This window comes from Gammaproteobacteria bacterium (genome assembly GCA_036381015.1).
Lineage (GTDB): Bacteria > Pseudomonadota > Gammaproteobacteria > Steroidobacterales > Rariloculaceae > ZC4RG20.
On sequence record DASVDR010000014.1, the window covers coordinates 50,520 to 71,570 of the forward strand.

Consider the following 21,051-nt stretch of genomic DNA (forward strand, 5'->3'; position numbering starts at 1 on the left):
CTGCCCGAAAAAAGGTGTCAGACACCTTTTCGGCGAAAAAGGTGTCTGACACCTTTTTTTCAGGCTCTCATCGGTCCACGTCCGCCATCACGAAATCGATGCTCCCCAGGATCGCGATCAAGTCCGCGATCAGCAGTCCGCGCGAGATCAGCGGCAGGATCTGCAAATGCGGAAACGACGGCGTGCGGATGCGCACGCGGTACGGGATCGGGCCGCCGTCGCTGATCAGGTAGTACCCGTAAGCCCCCTTCGTGCCTTCGATCGTCACGATGCCTTCGCCCGCCGGCACCACCGGCCCCCAGCTGACGTTGAGGAAGTGATGGATCAGCGTCTCGATGTCGTGCATCGTGCGGTCCTTGATCGGAGGCGTCGCGAGCGGATGTCGCGACTTGTAGTCCCCCGGCGGCATGTTCTCGAGGCACTGCTCGATGATGCGCAGGCTCTGGCGAATCTCCTCGGCGCGCACGACGCAGCGGTCGTAGCAGTCGCCGTTCCTTCCGAGCGGCACGTCGAACTCGAAGTGCTCGTAACCCGAGTACGGCCGCTTCTTGCGGAAGTCCCAATCGAAGCCGGTCGCACGCAGGTTCGGGCCCGTCACGCCCCATTCGATTGCTTCCTGCGCGGTCATCGCGCCGACGCCGACGGCGCGCGCCTTCAGAATCCGATTGTCGAGCGCTATGCGCTCGTACTCGCGCAGCCGCGGCGGCATCCATCGCAGGAACTCGCGGACCATCCGATCCCATCCGTTCGGGAGGTCCGCGGCGACGCCGCCGATGCGGAACCACGCGGGATGCATCCGAAATCCGCAGATGGCTTCCATGATCTCGAACACGCGCTCGCGATCCGTGAACATGTAGAACACGGGTGACAGCGCGCCGACGTCCTGCGTGAACGTGCCGTAGAAGACGAGGTGGCTCGCGATGCGGAAGAGCTCGGCGAGCATCACACGAATGACGCGCGCGCGCTCGGGCACCTCGATGCCCGCGAGCTGCTCCACGGCGAGCACGTACGGCAGGTTGTTCATCACGCCGCCCAGGTAGTCGACGCGATCGGTGTACGGAATGTACGTGTGCCACGACTGTCGCTCGCCCATCTTCTCGGCCGCACGGTGGTGCCAGCCGATGTCCGGGACCGCGTCGACGATCTCCTCGCCGTCGAGCTGGAGCACGATGCGGAACACACCGTGCACGCTCGGATGATTTGGACCGAGGTTCAGGAACATGAAGTCGGTCGTCGGGCTGCTGCGGCGCATGCCCCACTCCTCCGGCACGAAACGCAGCGCCTCGGTCTCGGTCTCGTAGCGGTCGTCCGGCAGCGCGAAGCGGCCCATCTCGGTCGCGCGCGCCGGGTGCTCCTTGCGCAGCGGATGGCCTTCCCAGGTCGGCGGCATCAGGATGCGCCGAAGGTTCGGGTGGCCCTCGAAGCGAATGCCGAACATGTCCCACGCCTCGCGCTCGTACCAGTTCGCCATCGGCCAGAGGCTCGTGATGCTCGGAACGTCGAGCTCGTCGTCGCGGAGAGGCACCTTGATGCGCAGATCGTCGTTGCGGCTGAAGGAGAGGAGGTGGTAGACGAGGGAGAAGTCGGAGTCCGGCTGGCCGTCGCGGCGCTCGCGCATGCGCTCGTCGATTGCCGTCAGGTCGTAGAGCATCTCGTAGGGCTGCTCGAGCCTGGTCTTCAGATGCTCGAGCGCGCCCGGCACGTGCTCCTTGTGGAGCCAGAGGGTCGGAATGCCGTCGGCGGTCGCCTGCCGCGGCGCCGCGAAGATCCGGGCGCCGAAGCGCCGCTCGAGCAGGGCCGCGGCTTCCTCCGCGGCGTGCATCCCCGGGTGGAGGGCGGCGGACGGAGCGTCGCTGCTCGTCCGTGGCGCGCTTCGGTCGAGTCCTTCGTCCAAGCCTTCCACTACACCGAATCGGGCGGACGTAACGTGCGCTGACTCGTGCGCTCCGCGCGCTTCTGATCCCGGAAGCTCGGCCGCGGCGCGCGCTCGACGCCCTGGGGGCCCACGACCCAGCTCAGCGGGCGTCTTTCGGTCCCGACGGCCGCTTGCAGCAACGTGAGCCCTTCGAGCAGCGCGTCCGGACGGGGCGGGCAGCCGGGCACATAGACGTCGACCGGCAAGAAGCTGTCGACGCCCTGCACGACGCTGTACACGTCGTACATGCCGCCGGAGTTTGCGCACGAGCCCATCGAGATGACCCATCGCGGCTCCATCATCTGCTCATAGAGCCGCCGGATCACCGGCGCCATCTTCTTGAACACGGTGCCGGAGATCACGATCAAGTCCGACTCGCGGGGCGTTGCGCGAATCACTTCCGCGCCGAAGCGCGCGATGTCGAACTTGCTCGTGAACGACGTCGCCATCTCCACGTAGCAGCACGAGAGCCCGAAGTTGAACGGCCAGATCGAGTACTTGCGGGACCAGGCAGCGAGATCCTGCAACGTGCTGAGGAACACGTTGCGCTGCATGACCTCTTCGCTGACTGCCCGGTTTTCGTCCGCGGCTTGACGGCGCTCGCCATCCGTTCCGTCCGCAGCCCTCGTCAGCCACCAGCGCATCGTCAATCGCCCCGGAACCTGGCGAGCGACTCGCGGCCCGCCGGTGTCAGCGTCGGTCCGAGGCGCGCGGCCGTCGGGAAGAGGCGTGAGCGCGAGGCCGGTCGGCGCCCGTGCGGGCCCCAGTCGAGCGCGCCGACACGCCACAAGTAGGCGAGCGCTGCGATCAGCACGACGATGAAGATCGCGATCTCGATGTACGCCGGCCAGCCGCCCTCCCGGGCGATGACGGCCCACGTGATCACGAAGATCGCTTCGAGATCGAAGATCACGAACAGCACGGCCAAGACGTAGAACTGCGCATCGACGCGAAAACGCGCACGGTGCACCGGCACCATGCCCGACTCGAACGGATCGCCGGTCGCCCTCTCTCGATGGCGCTCGCCGAGCACGTGGGAGGCGCCGAGCACGAGGGCGACCAGCACCAGAACGGCGGCCAAATAAAGACCCAGCGGCCACAGCGCTTCGTCGGGCATCGGGGTGAGCCAGCCTTGGGGTATCGAGTCGCCGATGCAAGGATGGTGCCAGTGGGGTCGGCGCGAGAGGCCGGACGTATCCGGCGGGAGACAGGTGTTCTACGCGCCCGAGGCTCGCGTCTGATACCCGCGTGGGTGCGCTGGCGCGCCGCAGCAGCTGCAAAATTTGGAAAGATGCCGAGCAGAGCTTGGGGCGAAGCGGGGGAGAACGAAATCCTCCTGGGTCCGATAAGGGCCGGAGCCTCGGAGATTTCACGATCGAGTCATTTAGTTGACAGAAATCCGCACGGATCCCGGTAGAAATAGAGCAGGTGAACGACATGAAGCGACCATCGCGCCGCGACATCGGCCTGGAGCTCGTCGAGCGTGCCCTGTGGGAGCGCTGCCGGGAGCTGCGGAACCGGCTCGAATCCGGGAACTCGGTGTGCGTGGAGGACCGGGCGGCCGGGCTGCGGCGTCTCGAGCCGGCACCGGCTCCGCGCAACCCCTACGTGATCTGGCCGCCCGTGCCCGGCACGTGTCCAGACCCCTTCGACGCGCCCGCGCGCAGGCGGGCCGTCTTCGAGTCGCTGAACGCCCTGGCCAGTCTGCTTCAGGACTTGGACTGCCGTGAGCGCGGCGTGCCCCGCGCGGACCGCCTCTCCTGACGCCGGCCCGGCCCGGCGCCCTTCGCCGGCGGCCCGCGGCCGGCCGGCTGCGCGGTGAGCAGGCGCTCCAGCGACGCGATCACCTCGGCTGCGCCTTCGATTTGCCCGTGCAGCCTTGCCCCGACGCAATGCTTCAAGACACGCGCGACATCGCGGTCGACGTCGACGTTCTGCCGCTCGAGCGCGGCCGTCGTCACGACGATCTCGGCGTGCACGAGCTGAAGGTGCCGGTGCAGCGGCCTCAGCCGGTCGCGAACGAGCTGCACGAGCGCCACGGAATCCTTTCCGCTCATCGGTGCTTCCCGAGCTGTACGAAAAGACAGCTTACCGGCCGAGGAGAGGCCTGGCGCGTGTCGATTCGCGGCAAAGCGACCGGAAATCGGAGTGGACAATCGCAAAGACTCGCTCGCCGCGGCGGCTTCCGCAGTGCACGACGCGAAACGCGTAACGGGCGGCAACGCCTTACTCTCGAAGCAAGTCGCTCGACGCCGCGGCCTGCACCCGCCGGCGCCGCTCAGCGTCTGCGCGCCGACGCTGCACGGGCGGCCATCAGTCGACGCACGACCGCGTCAGGCTCCACGTGCAGGGCGTCGCACAGCGCGAAGAGACTGACCAGCGACGGCTGACGCTGCCCTCGTTCGAGCAGCGACACGAACGTCTGATCGAGATCGCTTTCGAGCGCGAGCTGCGACTGAGAGAGGCCTCGTTCTTCGCGGAGCTCCTTCAGCAGTCGTCCGAACGCGGTCCTCAGCCAGTCGCCCTCTTCCATGCGGCGCAGCATGGGCATTGCGCCCGAGTCGACCAAAGACTATAGTCTTTGCTGCCGCGTCGATATCCGTGCTCGCGCCCGCGCCACACTCAGGAGGCCCTGCTGCCCGGGGAGATGCCATGAGCCGAAAACGGCTGCGTTGCGGCGACCGTCGGCAGCTTCGCAGCGACCTGCAGGAGGTGCACCGCCTCCTCCTCGCTCTGGGGGGCGAGCGCAGCCGCGGCGCAATCGAAGCCGACGGTCGCGGCCGCCTTCGGAATGTGCAGGATGCGGGGCCGGGGGGCGCCCGGTTCCCCGCACGTTCAGTCCGCTGCGAGCCCGAGACGGCGGGCGCCGGCGATGATCTCCGCATCGCCATCCTTCGCGCGCTTCGCGAGCTCGCGGCCCTGCTCCGCGAGCTCGATGCGGCCGGTCCGGGCCGAGCGGGCGGCTCCTCGCACGGGCGCGCGTAGCGGCTCGCGTCATCCCGTCCGCGGCATCCCGTTCGCTGAGCCCGGCCAACGCGCCCGGCAACACCGTGCAAATCGGCCGCGCTCCCGCCGCCGACGGCCATCCCGTCCGTCCTGCCCGCCGCGGGCTGATAGACTCTCGCCCGTTCGAGCCCTTCGAGACTGCGGCCCCGAGACAGGATGGCGCTGAAGAGACCGAGATGGCCGGAAGGCCGCGTCGTCACGTTCGAGATCACGTCGCGAGTCCTCGCTGACAATCCGCTCGGCGATCCCCACGTGCGCCCGCTCGACGTCTGGCTGCCGCCCGGCTACGACGAGGGCCGCGGTCCCGGCCTCGGGAAGCGCTATCCGGTGCTCTACGACCTCGTCGGCTTCGCGGGCTCCGGCCGCTCGCATACGGGGTGGAAGAACTTCGAGGAAAACGTGCCCGAGCGCGCGGCGCGGCTCGTCGCGGAGCGTAAGATGGGGCCTTGCATCATCGCGTTCCCGGACTGCTTCACGGCGCTCGGCGGCAATCAGTACATCAACTCTCCCGCAGTCGGCCGCTACGCGGATTACCTCACGCGGGAGCTCGTCCCGTTCGTCGACCGCGAGCTCCGCACGCTCGCCGATCGGAGGCATCGAGGCTGCTTCGGCAAGTCGTCGGGCGGGTATGGCGCGATCATCCACGGCATGAAGTACGCACGGTACTGGGGCGCCGTCGCGAGCCACTCGGGCGACGCCTATTTCGACTTCGTCTACGGCTGCGACTGGCCGAGCACGCTCGACGAGCTCGCGAAGTACCGCCAGAAGCCGCGTCGTGAAGGGCCCGTGGATGTCCTTGCGGAGGCGCCGGCCGCCGAGCCGGGCGTCGACGACGGACGCATTCGGCGCTTTCTCGAGGCCGTCTGGCGCAAGCCTCAGCCGACGAACGCCGAGGTGCACTGCCTGATGAACATCGCGATGGCCGCGACCTACGATCCGGACCCTGCCGATCCCCGTCGGATCCGCGTGCCGTTCGATCTCGAGACCGGGGAGCTGATTCCGGAGCGGTGGCGCCGGTGGCTGAGGCACGATCCGATTCGCCTCGTCGGGCGGTACGCGGCGAATCTGAAGACGTTGCGCGGCATCTTCATCGATTGCGGCTGGCGGGATCAGTACCGCATTCATTACGGCTCGCGGATCCTGTCGAAGCGGCTGGCCGAGCACGGAATCGCGCATCGATACGAGGAGTTCGACGGCACGCACTCCGGGATCGACCACCGGATGGACCGCAGCCTGCCGTTTCTCTACAAGGCGCTGAAGTAGCTCCGCCGCCGGCTCACGCGCCGAAGCGCGACGCCCGCATCTCCCGGTCGCACTCGCGGCCGAGGCGCGCGACGACCTCTATCGCGCGCTCGACGTCTTCCTCGGCGGTCCGAAAGTTCACGATGCGTCGCCGCTTCAGCGCGCAAACGCCTCTTCCACCGGCATCACCCGGATAGCGTCCGCGGCGATCGGCAGCGGATGGCGCTCGATCTCGCGATCCTCGCCGAGCACGTCGGGCGGCTTCGGCGTGGCATAACGGATCGGGCTCGGCGCGCCGTCCGCGAGGGCCTTCGCGAGCGCGTCGGCCGCGCCGGTCACGATCGCGATCTTCGCGCGATCCGCGCGCAAGTGCCGCGCGACCGCCATGTTCACGTCGTCGACGGTCAGCTCGTCCATCGTCCGCACGAAACGCTCGAGGTGGCCTTCGCCTTCGAGCCCGTAGAAGCGGTCGTCCATCGCATAGCCGAGCCGCCGCGACGTGGTCTCGGCGAAATGGCGCACGTACTTCGAGAGGAACGCGCGCGTCAGATCGAATTCCTCGCGCGTCATTCCACGAGTCACGAGCCGTTCGAGCTCCCGCAGCGCGGCGCGCAGCGCGAAGTGCGCGTGCTCGTTCGGGAGCGTCCGGATCCACACCTCGAACAGCTGGTGCCGGCGCGGCACGTTCACCGGCGGCATCGTGCGCTCGCCGCCCTCCGGAAAGGCCTCGATGTACGAGTAGTCGCCGTAGTTCAGCCCCCGCATCTCGCGGATCACCTGGAAAAGGTGGCTCGACTGGTTGCGGTGCTCGCCGAGCCAGGAGTTCGCGACGGCGAGGGCGTAGAAGTCGCGCTCCCCGCGCCGGACGCCGAGCGGGTAGCCGAAGCTGATCGACGCGTCCGCGCCCGGCTTGTCGATCAGGAGCACCTCGAAGCGATCGACCGGCCGCGGCGAAACGACCGGCGGCGTCGCCGGCGCTCCGGGCGGGAGCTCGGCTTTCGTCTCGGCCATGCGCCGGACGAGCGCGTCGTCGAATCCGCCGGCGAGCCCGATCGTCACGTTCGCCGCCGTGAAGCGGCGCCGATAAAGCGCGCGCACGTCGTCGAGCGTGACGTTGCGCAGGCCCGCGGCCGTGCCTTCGGGCGGATGCGCGTAGGGCGTGCCCTCGAAGACGAACGCGTGCAGCGCCGCCTTCGCGAGCTCCTCGTCCTGAGCGTAGCGCAGTGTGTTCTCGATGTCGTTCACGGCGTCGCTCCTGAGCCGCTCGAAGTCGCGCGCCGCGAACGCGGGCTTGAGATACGCGTCCGTCAGGAGCGGAACGTAACGGTCGAGGTTGTCGCGGTGCGTGCGGCCCGTGAGGGTCGTCGTCTCCTTGTCCACGCGGACGGCGTAGCCGGACGCGAGCGGATAGAGCGCCTCGAGAATCTCGTCGAACGAGCGGTTCTCGGTGGCCGCCTCCGCGAGCATCAGGCCGGTGAGGTATGCGAGGCCCTCCTTGCCGGGCGGATCGTCCTGGGAGCCGACGCGGAACGAGATCGAGAACGACACGGTAGGCTCGGCCGGCACGGGCAGCAGCACGTCCACCCGAGGTGCACCCGGCGCTCCGCTTCGCTCGTGCGCGCTCGCGCTCATTCGCGGCCCCGCAGCACGCCGACGGTGCGCCGCTCGGGGGCGAGGTACGCGGCGGCGTCCCGAACGTCGCCCGGCGTGACGCGGTCGTACGCCGCATAGAGCGCCTCGAGCGCGTCGAGACCGCGGCCGACCGCGACGTAGCGCGCGGCGCGCTGCGCGACCGAGTCCGGCGTCTCGAGTCCCATCAGGAAGCCGTGCTTCAAGCGCGACTTCATCGGCGCGAGGCGCTCGGCGTCCGGCGGCGCGTGGCGGTGCGCCGCGATCGTGCCGTCGATCACGTCGAGCACGTGATCGATCTTCGCCGGATCCTTGACGCGCGCAAAGATGTCGAAGAGCCCCGGGTCGCGGTTCGCCGCGGCGCCCGCGTCGAGATGCTCCACGATCTGCTCGTCGAGGACGAGCCGGCGATAGGCCTCGCTCGTCGGGCCGAACGCGAGGTCGGCGAGAAGATCGGCCGCGACCCGGCGGCGGTTCGCCGGGTCGAACGCGTCGATCTTGTACGCGAGCCAGACGATCGGAAGCGTGCGGCCGTCGTAGGCGACGTCGACCCGCCGCGGCGCCTGCTGCGCGGGCTCCTCGGGGATCGGCGGGGCACGATATCCCGGCTCCCAGTCGCCGTAGTGCCGCTCGACCATTCGCAACACGCGGTCGGGATCGACGTCGCCCGCGACGAGCAGGGTCGTGTTGTCCGGACGGTAGTAGCGGGCAAAGAACTCGCGCGAGTATTCGTAGAGCTTCGGCATTGCTGCGATGTCGGCTTCGTAGCCCATCGTGGTGTGGCCGTAGGGATGCACGTCGAAGGCCGCCTCGACGACCGCTTCGTGCAACGTGAACGTGGGGTCGGTGCGGCTCTTGCGGTACTCGCCGTAGACCGCGCCCGCTTCGGTCTCGAAGTCCGCCTCCGAGTAGCAGAGGTTCTTGAACCGGTCGCTTTCGAGCTCGATGACCGTCTCGAGGTCCTCGGACGCCATGGACACGTGGTAGGCGGTGAGGTCGTCGGTGGTGTACGCGTTTGCGTCGGCGCCGATCTCGGTCAGAATCCGCTGATAGACATCGGCCGGGTAGCGCTCCGTGCCGCGAAACATCATGTGCTCGAAGAAGTGCGCGAAGCCCGTGCGTCCCGCCTCGTATTCGTCGCGGGAGCCCGTGCGCACGATCGACCAGTAGGCCGTGAGACCGTTGCTCGGCATCGGAACCTGGATCACCTCGAGCCCGTTGTCGAGCGCGTGGGCATGCGTAGGGTAGGGGATGATCCGGCTCACGTTCGCCTCTTCGATCGTGAAACGATTACATCATAAGCCGGAGCCCGGGCGGGAAGTCTCATGAACGCAGAGCTGCCTTACGCGCGACTCGGACCGGACCTGATCCTCGCGGCCGTCGAGAGCGTCGGCTGCGAGTGCGACGGCAGGATCATCGCGCTCGCAAGCTACGAGAACCGGGTCTATCAGCTCGGCTCGTCCGACGGGTTCATCGTCGCGAAGTTCTATCGGCCGGATCGCTGGTCGGACGAGGCGATTCTCGAGGAGCATCGGTTCGCGCTCGAGCTGGCCGAGGCCGAGATCCCGGTCGTCCCGCCGATGGTGCTCGGCGGCGCGACGCTGCACGAGCACGAAGGGTACCGGTTCGCTGTCTTCGAGCGGCGGGGCGGGCGGTGGCCGGAGCTCGCGACGGCCGCCGAGCGCGGGCAGATGGGCCGCCTGATCGCCCGCATTCATGCGATCGGCGGCCGCGAGCGCTTCCGGCACCGTGCGTCGCTGTCGATCGAGGCGCTGGGCTGGCGCTCGGTCGAGACGCTCGAGCAAAGCGGCTTCATCCCGCCGCATCTGTCCGCGAGCTATCACGCGATCGCGGTCGACGTGCTCGAAGCCGTGGAGCGCCGGTTCGAGGCCGCCGGCGGCTATTCGGAGCTGCGGATCCACGGCGACTGCCACCCGGGCAACGTGCTCTGGACCGACGCGGGCCCTCATTTCGTCGATCTCGACGATTGCATGAACGGCCCGGCCGTGCAGGACTTGTGGCTGTTTCTGTCGGGCAGCCGCGACGAGATGACGGTTCAGCTCGCGGACCTCCTCGAGGGGTATCGGCAGTTCCGCGACTTCGACTATCGGGAGCTGCATCTGATCGAGGCCCTGAGGAGCCTCAGGATGATCCACTACAACGCCTGGATCGCGCGGCGGTGGCGCGACCCCGCCTTTCCGCGCGCGTTCCCGTGGTTCACCGAGCCGAAGCACTGGGAAGAGCACGTGCTCGCGCTCCGCGAGCAGCGTGCTGCCGTCGACGAGCCGCCGCTCTTCGTCGGGTAGCCTGCACGTCCGGCACCGAATGCGCTAAACGCAGATCCGGCACCGAATGCACGGTGCCGGCCGTCTCCGGTATCATCCGGGCACTGCCCGAGGAGAGTCGCGATGGCATACACGTTGCTCGGCAAGGATTTCGTTCCGCCCGATCTGCGGGCGAAGGTCACCGGCAGGGCCAGGTATGCGGAGGACTTTCGCGCCGACGGCATGGTGTTCTGCAAGCTGCTCACGAGCCCGTTCCCGCATGCCCGCGTGCGGAGCGTCGATCCGAGCGAGGCGCTCGCGATGCCGGGCGTGGTGGGCATCCTCACGGCCGACGACGTGCCCGCCTTCCCCGCGCCTCAGGACCCGATTCTGACGAACGAGCCGCTCTTCGTCGGCGCACCGATTCTCGCCGTCGCGGCCGAGGACGAGACGACGGCCGCCGACGCGCTCGAGCGCGTTCGTGTGGACTACGAGGAGCTGCCGTTCACCGTCGATCCGCTCGAGAGCCTCTACCCCGGCGGGCCGGACGCCCGCGTCGAAGGCAACGTCGCGCAGGGCCGGATCCCGCTGCAGCGGTACAAGTGGACCGCGCAGGATTTCGCCGCCGCCGGCGAGGAGCGGCTGCCGGAGGGTGCCCCGATCACCGAGTGGTCCTACGGCGACGTCGACGGCGGCTTCGCGCAAGCGGCGCTCGTCCTCGACGAGACTTTCGTCACCGCCGGCGTGTCGCATCATTCGCTGGAGCCGCGCAGCGTCCTCGCGTACTGGCAGAACGGCAAGTGCTTTCTGCATGCCTCGTCGCAAAGCCAAAGCTTCCCGGTACCGACCATCGCCCGCTTCATCGGCGTCGAGCCCGAGAATCTCGTGTTCATCGCCGAGTTCTGCGGCGGCGGCTTCGGGTCGAAGGGCGGCGCCTACCCGATCGTCGCGGTCCCCGCGCTGATGTCGAAGAAGATCGGCCGGCCGGTGATGATGCGGATCGCCCGGCACGAGGAGTACTACATCGGCTCCGCACGCGCCGGCTTCCAAGGGCGAATCAAGCTCGGCTTCGCCTCCAACGGCCGGGTCACCGCGGCGGATCTCTACATCGTCCAGGAGAACGGACCGCACGGCGGCTTCAGCGACTGGCTTTCCGCGGCGGATGCCCTGTCGCTCGTCTACACGCCGCCGGCGATGCGCTTCCGCGGCGTGCCGGTGCTCACGAACACGCCGCCCCGCGGGCCGCAGCGAGGGCCGGGCCAGAACCAGATCGCGATGGCCGTCGAGCCGCTGATCGACAAGGCGGCGCGTCAGCTCGGCGTGGATCGCCTCGAGATCCGGCGGATCAACGCGCCGAACGACGCGACCCGCTACGGCGCGGACCAGGGCGGCGTCACGAGCGCGCACATCCGCGAAGCGCTCGAGAAGGGAGCCGCCGAGTTCGGCTGGGAAGAGAAGCGCGCGTTGAGCGGCCGGCGCAACGGCTCGAAGGTCACCGGCGTCGGCATCGGGCAGGCGTACCATCCGGCCGGCGCGAGCGGCTTCGACGGGCTCGTCGTCATCACACCGGACGGCAAGCTCCACATTCACACCGGCGTCGGCAACCTCGGCACCTATTCCTATGCCACCACGTCCCGGGTCGCCGCCGAGACGCTGAAGTGCCGCTGGGAGAGCTGCGTGATCGAGCGCGGCGACAGCAGCAGGCACCTGCCGTGGAACCTCGGTCAGTTCGGCAGCAATACGTCGTTCACGATGACGCGGACCAATTACGTCGCGGCAATGGACGCGGTGGCGAAGCTCAAGGAGATCGCCGCAATGGATCTCGGCGGCGCGCCGGACGATTACGACATCGCCGACGAGCGCGTCTTCCGCAAGGACGATCCGGCCACCGGGCTCACTTACGCCCAAGCCGCGCAGCGGGCGATCGAGCTCGGCGGCAAGTTCGACGGCCACGAAGCGCCCGACGACCTGAACCCGATGACGCAAGCGTCCGTCGCGGCGCTCGCCGGCACCGGTCTCGTCGGCGTCGCGAAGGACAATCTCGAGCACACCGGCACCGTCGCCGCGCTCGCGGCCGGGTTCGTGCAGATCGAGCTCGACGTCGAGACCGGCAATTTCGAGATCGTCGATTACGTCGGGGTCGCGGACTCGGGCACGGTGATTCACCCGCTCGGGCTCGCGGCGCAGATCAGGAGCGGCGCCGTGATGGGCTTCGGGCTCGCGACGCTCGAGCGGCACATCTACGATCCGCAGAACGGGCTGCCCGGCAACGTCGGCCTGCTCCAGGCGAAGCCCGCGTCGTATCTCGACGTCGCGTCCGGCATGCGCACGGCGGCCGTCGATATCCCCGACCCGCAGAACCCGGTCGGCGCGAAGGGTATCGGCGAGCCGGTGCAAGGCTGCGCGGCCGCGGCGCTCCTCTGCGCGATCTCGGACGCGCTCGGCGGCCACTACTTCAATCGCACGCCGGTCGTCACGGACATGATCGTGAACGCCGCGGCCGGCCGCCCGCAGTCGCACAAGCCGTTGCAGGTGAACACGGCGTAGGGTCGTTCGGCGAAAAAGGTGTCAGACGCGAAAATAAAGGTGTCAGACACGTTTTCTTCGGAAAAAGGTGTCTGACACCTTTTTCTCGCGGGGATGGGTGATCGGATGGAGCTGTTCCGCGTGAGCCGCGACGTGTACGGGCAAGAGGTGCTCGAGGGCATGTCTTGGGATCTGCTGTGGGTGTTCCTCGCTGCGGGCATCGCCTTCGTGTGCCTGCACGCGCTTTACCGTTTGCTCCTCGCCCCGAAGGAATAGGAGCCTGTCCGAGCAATGGATGCGACGGGTTCCCGGCGAGGCGGCAACGACGTGAGCACGACGAAGTCAGCGGCAGGCAGCGTCCGATCGCCGGCCGACCGCGTTCTCCGGCATGCGCTGATCGACCGCGTCTTTCACTGGGTCACCGCGGCGGCCGTCCTCACGCTGCTCGCCACGGCGTTCCTGCCGATCGTCGGCTTGCAGTTCCCTTGGGTCGCGGCACATTGGATCGCGGGCTTCGTCCTGATTGCGTCGATCGTGTTTCACGTGTTCCGCGCGCTGCTTGCTCAAAGCCCGAGAAGCATGTGGATCGGCGGCGCGGACTGGCGCGATCTCACGTCCATCGCACGTTGGAACCTGCGGCTCACGTCGCAGCCGCCGCGCAAGCCCGGAAAGTATTCCCTCGCTCAGAAGCTCATCCATCATCTGTTCGCGCTCGTGCTGATCGCCGCGTCGATCACGGGTGCGTTGATGATGGTGCGCATCGACACGCCATGGTGGGAGAGGAATCCTTATTGGCTTCCCGCGCCCACGTGGGGCGTGATCTATGTCGTTCACGGGCTCGCCGCGCTGTGCCTCGTGACGATGGTGATCGCTCACGTCTATTTCGCGCTTCGTCCCGAGAAGCTCCTCTTCACGCGCGCGATGATCCGCGGCTGGATCACTCGGGACGAGTACCGGAGCCATCACGACGAGCAGCGCTGGCAGGTGACCGAATGAACGTTGAAGACGGCCCGCGTGCCGAGCTGGACCGGCACATCGAGGCGATCGAGTCCGGCTACGAGTTCCTGCTCGCCTACGCCGCCCAGGGTCGCGACACGGACCGCGGCGCGGGTGCCGGCCGCAACGTTCGCGAGTTCCTCGAAGCGATGCAAGCGGCGCTCGAAGGTCTGGGCGCCGTCGTGCGGGAGTGCATCGCGCGCCGCGGCGGAGCCACCGCGGAAAGCGCCGGCGCGTTTCTCGAAGCGCTCGACCGCGACGCGGCCGTCGCACGCTCCGCCGTGCGTCTCGTGCTCGCGCAGCCCGATATCGGCTCCCAGCTCGTCGACAATCTGAACGCGTCGATCCACCTTCGTGCGTTGCTCACCGACTTGTTCCTGATCGACGAGGTGCTGACGGAGCGCCGCGCCGCCCGCACGTGAGTGTTGCCGGCGTCGAAACGGCGTGGAGACGACGTACGCCGTTCGACTCGTCGGGAGCGAACGACGGCGTACCGTTCGACTCGTCGGATATGAACGACGGTCCGCCGTTCGAAACTCGCCAGTTCGCTGCGCGATTCCGCACCGCACGATTCTTGCCCGCGCTTGCGGCGCCTCGAAGGATTTGTTTATCCTGCTCCGCTATTTCGTCCAGGAGATAACCAGAAGGTCCAAGATGAAGAGATTGCCCAGCAGAATTGCAGCCGCCGGTGCCTTCATCGGCATGGCGATGTTGGCCGGATGCGGTGGAGGCGGCCCGGCCGAGGTCGAGGACACGCCTGAGGGCGAAGCGTTCGTATTCCGCGACGCCGTCATGCACGCGGTCGCGTACAAGATGACGCCGATCGGCGGCATGGCGCGTGGTGAGATTCCGGTGGACGACGCCGTGTTCCGCAAGGCGGCGAGCGACGTCGCCACGCTGTCCGGCATGCTGCTCGAGGGCTTCATGCCCCAGGGAATCCCGGCGGGGAGCCGAGCAACGCCCGACATCTGGATGAACTGGACGGATTTCGAGCAGCGCGCCAAGGCGTTTCAGGACGCGGCGCAGGCGGTCGCCGAGGCTGCGGAGAGCGGCGGTGTCGAGGCTGCCCGCGATCTCGTGCGGCCGCTGCTCGACACCTGCGGCGGCTGCCACCGCACGTATCGCGCGCCCGAGGAGGGGTAGCCCGAGGGTCTCGAGCTCCCGCTTGCGGGCTTCGAACCGAGGCGCGGCGGACCGCTGGTCCCCGCGCCTTTTCCACTTTTGAGAATGGCATTCTCGAGAATGCGTGCTCGGCGCGGCGGGCACGCAAAGCCGGAGCGCGCGTTCACCGACCTGGAAGGCGCGGCGTTCACCGACCTGGAAGGCACGCCGTCCGGGTGCGGTGCGGAGCGACGGCAACGGAGGGCACGGCGCGACGAGCGCGCCAAAACGCTACTGGACGGTGCCTTTGTGCAGAAACGCCGCGCGATCGGCCGACCGCACGACCACGTCCAGCCGATCCGTGCCCCGCAGCACGCTGATCGGAATCTCCACGCCCGCGCTGCCGCGGTCCCAGACCTCGCGAAACAAGTTCGCGAGCCCGGAGACGGGCCCGCCGTCGAGCCCGACGATCACGTCGCCCGGCTTCAACCCGGCGTTGTCCGCCGGGCAGTTGCGGTACACGCCGACGATCATCAGCTGATCCTGAGAGTCGTCGACGAGCATCCCGAGCCAAGGCCGAGGCGGCGCTCTGCGCCGCCCGCGCTCGCAAATGTCGTCGACGATCGGCACGAGGAGGTCGATCGGCACGAACATGTTGACCGTGGCGAGCTGACTGCCGATCTCGAAGTTCTGGATCACGAGGGAGCCGAGGCCGCAGAGCCGGCCGCGCTCGTCGAGCAGCGAGGCACCCGACCAGCTCGCGTGCGGAGGCGAGGTAAAAACCGCCTCGTCGAGGACGTACTCCCATCGTCCGGCGAACTCGCGCTTCGCGACGACGTGGGCTTCGAGCCCCGCGTCGTCATCGCTGCCGATGACCACGACCCCGTCGCCGACGGCGAGCGACGTCGCGGAGCCGATCTCGATGCTGGCGCCCTCGAGCGGCATCGCGGGCTTGACCAAGCCGAACCCGCTGTCGAAGTCGTAGCCGACGACGAAGCCGGGGACCGTCGCGCCGTTCCGCGCGCCGATCCATACGCTGTCGGCTTCGTTGATGACGTAGCCGATCGTGGCGATCAAGCCGTCGTCGCGGATGCGCACTCCGTGGCCGAATCGCTCGGTGCCGAGAAGGCCCGCGCTCATCGCGTCCTCCGGCACGCGCGCCTTCACGGATACGAGCGCGTCGAGCGGCGGCGGGGTCGGTGCCGAGCGGAGCGTCATGCAGTTATGGTATCCGATCGCGCGCGGACTTAAGAAAAAATGAGACATACCGGCCGCGCGCCGTTTCGCTGGCCCGATCCAAGCGTGTGGCATAATCGGTCGATTCCTCACTTCGAGTCGAGCGGCTCGCCGAGCGGCGAATGAAATACGTGCTTCCAGTCGTTTTGGCCCTCGTCGTCATCGGTGGCGGCGTGTGGTATGCCATGCGCGACGAAAGTGCCGTCGTCCCGCCCCGCGGCGCGGCGGCCTCCGCGCAGGGCGGCGGTTTCGGCGCGGCGCAGGAAGAACCGCTCGTCATCGTCGACCGGGTGCGCCGCGAGGAGCTGAGCGAGACCGTGGAAGCGCTCGGCACGGCGCTCGCGAACGAGTCGGTCACGCTCACGGCCAAGGTCACCGACACGGTCAGCGCGGTGAGCTTCGAGGACGGCGACTACGTCGAGGCAGGCGAGATCCTCGTGCAGCTCACGAACCAGGAGGAAGAGGCGCTGCTCGCCGAGGCGGAGGCCAACCTCGAGGATGCGGAGGCGCAGCTTCGCCGCGTCGAGGATCTGGCGGAGCAAGGCCTCGCGCCGAGGTCCGAGCTCGACGTCGCACGCACGCGCGCGGCCGCCGCCCAAGCCCGGCTCGACAGCATCGTCGCGCGCTTGCGCGACCGCCTGATTCGGGCGCCTTTCAGCGGCCTGCTCGGCTTTCGGCAAGTCAGCCCCGGCACGCTCGTGCAGCCGAGCACGCCGATCACCACGCTCGACGACATCTCCACGATCAAGCTCGATTTCACGGTTCCCGAGTCGTTCATCGGCGACATGAAGCCGGGCTCGCGCGTCGTCGCGCGGAGCGTCAGCTACCCGGGCCGGGAGTTCGAAGGCGTCGTGCGCACGGTCGGCTCCCGCGTCGACCCGATCACCCGCGCAGTCCCCGTTCGCGCGCACATTCCGAACGAGGACCGGGCCCTGCGCCCGGGCATGCTGCTCACGGTCGAGGTCGTCACGCAAAAGCGCATGGCGCTCGTGGTGCCCGAGAGCGCCGTGTTCCAGGTCCAGGATCGTGCCTACGTGTACCGGGTCGGCCCGGACCACGTCGCCCGCCAGCATCAGATTCAGGTCGGGGCTCGGCGGTTCGGGATCGTCGAGGTCACGGCCGGGCTCGAGGAGGGCGATCTGATCGTCGCCGAGGGCATCATCAAGCTGCGCGACGGCGTCCGCGTGCGCTTCGAAGGCGCCGAGCAGGAGATCAGCGACTCCGCGACCTCGGAGCTCCGGTCCGCGGTCGCGAGCGGGTAGGAACAGCGGTACGGCGAGCCCGGTGTTGCGGAACGGGCACGTCTGGAGGAAATAGGAGCGGATAGCCGATGTGGCTGTCGGACGTTTCGGTCAAGCGGCCGGTCTTCGCGACCGTCATCAGCCTCGTGCTCGTCGCTTTCGGCGTGCTGTCGTTTCGCGATCTCACGGTCCGGGAGCAGCCGGACGTCGTGCCGCCGGTCGTCCAAGTCCAAACCTCGTATCCCGGGGCGTCCGCGGCGATCATCGAGACGCGCATCACGCAGATCCTCGAAGGTGAGCTGAGCGGCATCGAGGGGGTCAAGTCGATCCGCTCGACGAGCCGCGACGGGCAGTCCAGCGTTACCGTCGAGTTCGAGCTCGACCGCGATCTGGACGAGGCGGCGAACGACGTGCGCGACCGCGTCTCGCGCATCCTCGGCCGCTTGCCGGAGGACGCGGATCCGCCGTCCGTATCGAAGTCCGACTCCGACACGCAGCCCATCATGTGGCTCACGCTCACGAGCGACCGCATGGGCATGATGGAGCTCACGGACTACATGGAGCGCTACGTCATCGACCGCTTCGCGTCGATCCCGGGCGTCTCGCAGATCCGGGTCTTCGGGGCCGGCGGCCCGTCGATGCGCATCTGGCTCGACCGGCACGCGCTCGCCGCGCGCAACCTCACCGTCACCGACGTCGAGAACGCCCTCCGCGCGGAGAACATCGAGCTCCCGGCCGGGAGGATCGAGTCGCTCGACCGCGATTTCCAGGTCCGCATCGCACGCAACTACCAGACGGCCGAAGACTTCCGCCGCCTCGTGCTCTTCGAGGGCGAGGACGGCCACCTCGTGCGGCTCGGCGAGGTTGCGGACGTCGAGGTGGGCCCGCGGCAGCACGAGCGGATGTTCAGAACGAACGGCGCGACCACGACCGGGTTCGGCGTGATCAAGCAATCCACCGCGAACACGGTCGAGGTGCTCGACGCCGTGAAGGCCGAGGTCGCGAAGCTGAACGACGAGTTTCCGGAAGGCATGCGGATCATCACGAGCGGCGACGATTCCATCTATATCCGCTCGGCGATCAGGTCCGTTTACGAGACGATCCTGATCACCACCGTCCTGGTCGGCTTCGTGATCTTCGTCTTCATCGGCAATCTTCGCGCGATGCTGATTCCGCTCGTGACGATCCCGGTGTGCCTGATCGCGTCGTTCTCCGCGCTGGCCGCTTTCGGGTACTCGATCAATCTCGTCACGCTGCTCGCGCTCGTGCTCTGCATCGGGCTCGTCGTCGACGACTCGATCGTCGTGCTCGAGAACGCGCATCGCCGCATCGAGACCGGTGAAGCGCCGCTGCTCGCCGCCTTCAACGGCACGCGCCAGGTGTCGTTCGCGATTCTCGCGTCCACGGCCGTGCTCGTATCCGTGTTCGCGCCGGTCGCGTTCCTGAAGGACAACATCGGCCGCATCTTCGCCGAGCTTGCCGTCACGATGGCCGCGGCGATCATCTTCTCGTGCGTGCTCTCGCTGTCGCTCGCGCCGATGCTCTGCTCGAAGCTGCTGAAGCCCGCCACGAGGGAAGGGCGGCTTACGCACGCGCTCGACAAGGGCTTCGAGTGGGTCGCGGCGAAGTACAAGGCCGCGCTGCACCATAGCCTGAAGGCGCCTTGGGCGGCCGCGGTGGTCAGCATCGCAATCGGCTTCGGCGCGTATGCGCTCGTCCGGCAGGTGCCGCAGGAGTACGCGCCCGAGGAGGACCAGGGGCAGTTCAACGCGCAGCTCCAGGCGCCCGAAGGCATGAGCTTCGAGCAGATGGTCGAGGCCGGCATGCAGGCCGAGTCCTACATGGAGCCCTACTTCGAGGACGGCACGATTCAGCGCGGCGTCGTCTCGGTGCCCGGATGGGGCAACGCCGCGGGCATCGTCAACGTCACGCTGCGCCCGTGGGACGAGCGCACGATCACGACCGACGAGCTGATGGAAGAGCTGAACCGCAAGTGGGCGCAGATCCCGTCCGTGCGGATCATCGCGTTCCCGCGCCGCAGCGGCGGCGGCGGAGGCGGCGGCGGAGGCCAGCCGGTCCAGATCGTGCTCGGCGGGCCGACCTACGAGGAGCTCGCCCACTGGCGCGACATCATCATCGACCGCGCGTCGGAGAATCCCGGGTTGCTGCGCTTCGACTCCGACTTGAAGGAGACGCAGCCTCAAGTGCTCGTGCGCATCGACAGCGACCGTGCCGCGAGTCTCGGCGTCTCCACGCGCGCGATCGGGCAGACCCTGCAGACGATGATGAGCGAGCGCACCGTGACGACGTACGTCGTCGACGGGGAGGAGTACGACGTAGTGCTGCAGGCGAAGCCGGAGCAGCGCGCGACCTACTCGGACCTGCGCAACATTTTCGTCCGCTCCGAGCGCTCCGGGCAGCTGATCCCGCTGTCGAACCTCGTGCGCCTCGAGAGCATAGCGGGCCCGAGCGAGCTGAACCGCTACAATCGGCTGCGCGCCGTCACTATCAGCGCGAGCCTCGCCGACGGCTACACGCTCGGCGAAGCGCTCGACTATCTCGAGAATCTCGTCCGCACCGAGCTGCCGCCCACCGCACAGCTCGATTATCGAGGCGAGTCGCTCGAGTTCAAGGAGGCGTCGGGCTCGCTGCTCTTCACGTTCGGCGTCGCACTCTTCGTCGTTTTCCTCGTGCTCGCGGCGCAGTTCGAGAGCTTCGTGCATCCGCTCGTGATCATGGTCACCGTGCCGCTCGCCGTGGCGGGCGGGCTGTTCGGGCTGTGGATCACCGGGATGACGCTGAACATCTACAGCCAGATCGGCATCATCATGCTGGTCGGCATCGCGTCGAAGAACGGAGTGCTGATCGTGGAGTTCATCAACCAGCTCCGCGATCAGGGGCGGGAGTTCACGGAGGCCGTGGAAGAGGCGGCGCGCATCCGCTTCCGTCCGGTGATCATGACCGCGTTCGCCACGATGATGGGTGCCGTGCCGCTGATCTTCGCCACGGGTCCCGGGTCGTCGAGCCAGAACACCCTCGGCGTCGTGATCTTCTTCGGCGTGTTGGTCGCGACGATGCTCACGCTGTTCGTCGTGCCGTCGTTCTACCATCTCTTCGCGCGGCATACGGGGTCGCCCGGCGAGGTCGCGGCAAAGCTCCGCGCGCTGCAGGCGGGGATCGCTCGGTCCGCCAGCTGATCGAAGCGGGACTCGAGCTCGTGCGGGAGATCGATACCGGCGCCGGTATCTCCGGCGTCGAGGCGACGTGCCGGAAGGCGTAGCGATGCGACTCTCTGTTCAGAATGCCGTAGCGGCGGCGCTCTCGGCGGCCGCGGTGCTCGTCGCGGCCGGCGCGGCGCTCGGTCAATCGAACGGCGAAGCGGATGCCGCGCTCACGGCGGCCCGCTACACCGACGGCGGCGATCTCGAATTTCCGGCGAATACCGACGAGTGGATCGTGCTCGGCACCGGCATCGGCGGCGGCTACGAGGAGGGCGTGCTCGACCCCGCGAACCCCGGCCCGATCACGGTCGCGCAGATCGAGCCGAGCGCGTACCGCTATCTGCTCGAGCACGGCCGCTATGCGGACGGCACGATGCTGCTGCTCACGTTCTACCGCACGCAGGAGAAGCCGGAGCCCGCGCTTCGCGGCTTCGTGCAGGGCGACGTCGCCCTCCGCGAGATCCACGTGATCGATCGCGAGCGGTATCCGGAGGAAGGCCGTGCGTTCTTCCAGTACCCGCCCGGGACCGCGGTCAGCGAGAAGCTGCCGCTCGGCAGCGAATGCGTCGCTTGCCACGCCGAGCACGGCGCCTTCGACGGGACGTTCACGCAGTTCTACCCTCCGGTGCGCCGTTTCGCCGATTAGCAGCGCCGCGGGCGCATTCCGCGCGCGC

Annotated in this window: 20 protein-coding genes; 11 read left to right on the forward strand and 9 right to left on the reverse strand. The window is 68.1% G+C overall.

Annotated elements, in window-relative coordinates; all coding sequences use genetic code 11:
* Positions 1 to 67: 67 nt before the first annotated feature.
* From nuoC to VF329_05660, 3 genes are read right to left on the reverse strand one after another with little or no spacing between them, the layout of a single operon-like run.
* Positions 68 to 1,903 (reverse strand): NADH-quinone oxidoreductase subunit C/D, encoded by a 1,836-nt coding sequence (gene nuoC, locus VF329_05650; protein HEX7080478.1) that lies wholly within the window; start codon positions 1,901 to 1,903, stop codon positions 68 to 70.
* Positions 1,903 to 2,559, reverse strand: a complete 657-nt coding sequence (locus tag VF329_05655) for an NADH-quinone oxidoreductase subunit B family protein (GenBank protein HEX7080479.1) — start codon at positions 2,557 to 2,559, stop codon at positions 1,903 to 1,905. The genes nuoC and VF329_05655 overlap by 1 nt, the downstream gene beginning before the upstream one ends.
* 2 nt (positions 2,560 to 2,561) lie before the next feature.
* On the reverse strand, positions 2,562 to 3,032 hold the full coding sequence (locus VF329_05660) for an NADH-quinone oxidoreductase subunit A (protein ID HEX7080480.1): 471 nt from the start codon (positions 3,030 to 3,032) through the stop codon (positions 2,562 to 2,564).
* Between the two features lie 320 nt (positions 3,033 to 3,352).
* Here VF329_05660 and VF329_05665 point away from each other — a divergent pair, with 320 nt between their 5' ends.
* Positions 3,353 to 3,679: a hypothetical protein gene (locus VF329_05665; GenBank protein ID HEX7080481.1), complete on the forward strand. Its 327-nt coding sequence runs from the start codon at positions 3,353 to 3,355 to the stop codon at positions 3,677 to 3,679.
* Here the strand turns inward: VF329_05665 and VF329_05670 are convergent.
* The 3 genes from VF329_05670 to VF329_05680 form a co-directional block, all read right to left on the reverse strand.
* Positions 3,625 to 3,972, reverse strand: a complete 348-nt coding sequence (locus tag VF329_05670; GenBank protein HEX7080482.1) for a hypothetical protein — start codon at positions 3,970 to 3,972, stop codon at positions 3,625 to 3,627. The genes VF329_05665 and VF329_05670 overlap by 55 nt on opposite strands.
* Positions 3,973 to 4,193: 221 nt before the next feature.
* Entirely contained in the window at positions 4,194 to 4,466 is a 273-nt protein-coding gene (locus VF329_05675; GenBank protein ID HEX7080483.1) for a helix-turn-helix transcriptional regulator, read from the reverse strand.
* Between the two features lie 284 nt (positions 4,467 to 4,750).
* Positions 4,751 to 4,888: a hypothetical protein gene (locus tag VF329_05680; GenBank protein HEX7080484.1), complete on the reverse strand. Its 138-nt coding sequence runs from the start codon at positions 4,886 to 4,888 to the stop codon at positions 4,751 to 4,753.
* Positions 4,889 to 5,077: 189 nt separating this feature from the next.
* On the opposite strand from VF329_05680, the gene VF329_05685 reads away from it, so the two are divergent.
* Positions 5,078 to 6,184 carry an alpha/beta hydrolase-fold protein gene (locus VF329_05685; GenBank protein HEX7080485.1) on the forward strand — a complete coding sequence of 369 codons (1,107 nt, stop codon included), beginning with the start codon at positions 5,078 to 5,080 and terminating at the stop codon, positions 6,182 to 6,184.
* Positions 6,185 to 6,319: 135 nt separating this feature from the next.
* Here the strand turns inward: VF329_05685 and VF329_05690 are convergent, their stop codons facing one another.
* Positions 6,320 to 7,795 (reverse strand): pitrilysin family protein, encoded by a 1,476-nt coding sequence (locus VF329_05690; protein HEX7080486.1) that lies wholly within the window; start codon positions 7,793 to 7,795, stop codon positions 6,320 to 6,322.
* Positions 7,792 to 9,057 (reverse strand): pitrilysin family protein, encoded by a 1,266-nt coding sequence (locus VF329_05695; protein HEX7080487.1) that lies wholly within the window; start codon positions 9,055 to 9,057, stop codon positions 7,792 to 7,794. Before VF329_05695 ends, VF329_05690 begins: the two co-directional genes overlap by 4 nt.
* A gap of 60 nt (positions 9,058 to 9,117) precedes the next feature.
* Between VF329_05695 and VF329_05700 the strand changes: the two genes are divergently transcribed.
* The 6 genes from VF329_05700 to VF329_05725 all read left to right on the forward strand — a co-directional run bounded on the left by VF329_05700 (position 9,118) and on the right by VF329_05725 (position 14,721).
* On the forward strand, positions 9,118 to 10,098 hold the full coding sequence (locus VF329_05700) for a serine/threonine protein kinase (GenBank protein ID HEX7080488.1): 981 nt from the start codon (positions 9,118 to 9,120) through the stop codon (positions 10,096 to 10,098).
* A gap of 102 nt (positions 10,099 to 10,200) precedes the next feature.
* Positions 10,201 to 12,603: a xanthine dehydrogenase family protein molybdopterin-binding subunit gene (locus tag VF329_05705; protein HEX7080489.1), complete on the forward strand. Its 2,403-nt coding sequence runs from the start codon at positions 10,201 to 10,203 to the stop codon at positions 12,601 to 12,603.
* A gap of 105 nt (positions 12,604 to 12,708) precedes the next feature.
* Positions 12,709 to 12,858: a hypothetical protein gene (locus VF329_05710; GenBank protein ID HEX7080490.1), complete on the forward strand. Its 150-nt coding sequence runs from the start codon at positions 12,709 to 12,711 to the stop codon at positions 12,856 to 12,858.
* 51 nt (positions 12,859 to 12,909) lie between these two features.
* Positions 12,910 to 13,578 carry a cytochrome b/b6 domain-containing protein gene (locus VF329_05715; protein HEX7080491.1) on the forward strand — a complete coding sequence of 223 codons (669 nt, stop codon included), beginning with the start codon at positions 12,910 to 12,912 and terminating at the stop codon, positions 13,576 to 13,578.
* Positions 13,575 to 14,000 (forward strand): hypothetical protein, encoded by a 426-nt coding sequence (locus VF329_05720; protein ID HEX7080492.1) that lies wholly within the window; start codon positions 13,575 to 13,577, stop codon positions 13,998 to 14,000. The genes VF329_05715 and VF329_05720 overlap by 4 nt, the downstream gene beginning before the upstream one ends.
* Before the next feature lie 232 nt (positions 14,001 to 14,232).
* Entirely contained in the window at positions 14,233 to 14,721 is a 489-nt protein-coding gene (locus tag VF329_05725) for a cytochrome c (GenBank protein ID HEX7080493.1), read from the forward strand.
* A gap of 249 nt (positions 14,722 to 14,970) precedes the next feature.
* On the opposite strand, the gene VF329_05730 is transcribed toward VF329_05725, so the two are convergent.
* On the reverse strand, positions 14,971 to 15,897 hold the full coding sequence (locus tag VF329_05730; protein ID HEX7080494.1) for a S1C family serine protease: 927 nt from the start codon (positions 15,895 to 15,897) through the stop codon (positions 14,971 to 14,973).
* A 140-nt stretch (positions 15,898 to 16,037) separates the two neighbouring features.
* Here VF329_05730 and VF329_05735 point away from each other — a divergent pair, with 140 nt between their 5' ends.
* The 3 genes from VF329_05735 (at position 16,038) to VF329_05745 (ending at position 21,023) form a co-directional block, all read left to right on the forward strand.
* The gene (locus VF329_05735) at positions 16,038 to 17,177 is read left to right on the forward strand and encodes an efflux RND transporter periplasmic adaptor subunit (GenBank protein HEX7080495.1); all 1,140 of its coding nucleotides are present in this window, start codon (positions 16,038 to 16,040) and stop codon (positions 17,175 to 17,177) included.
* 68 nt (positions 17,178 to 17,245) lie between these two features.
* On the forward strand, positions 17,246 to 20,353 hold the full coding sequence (locus VF329_05740) for an efflux RND transporter permease subunit (GenBank protein ID HEX7080496.1): 3,108 nt from the start codon (positions 17,246 to 17,248) through the stop codon (positions 20,351 to 20,353).
* Between the two features lie 85 nt (positions 20,354 to 20,438).
* Positions 20,439 to 21,023, forward strand: a complete 585-nt coding sequence (locus VF329_05745) for a cytochrome P460 family protein (protein ID HEX7080497.1) — start codon at positions 20,439 to 20,441, stop codon at positions 21,021 to 21,023.
* The last annotated feature ends 28 nt before the right edge of the window (positions 21,024 to 21,051 follow it).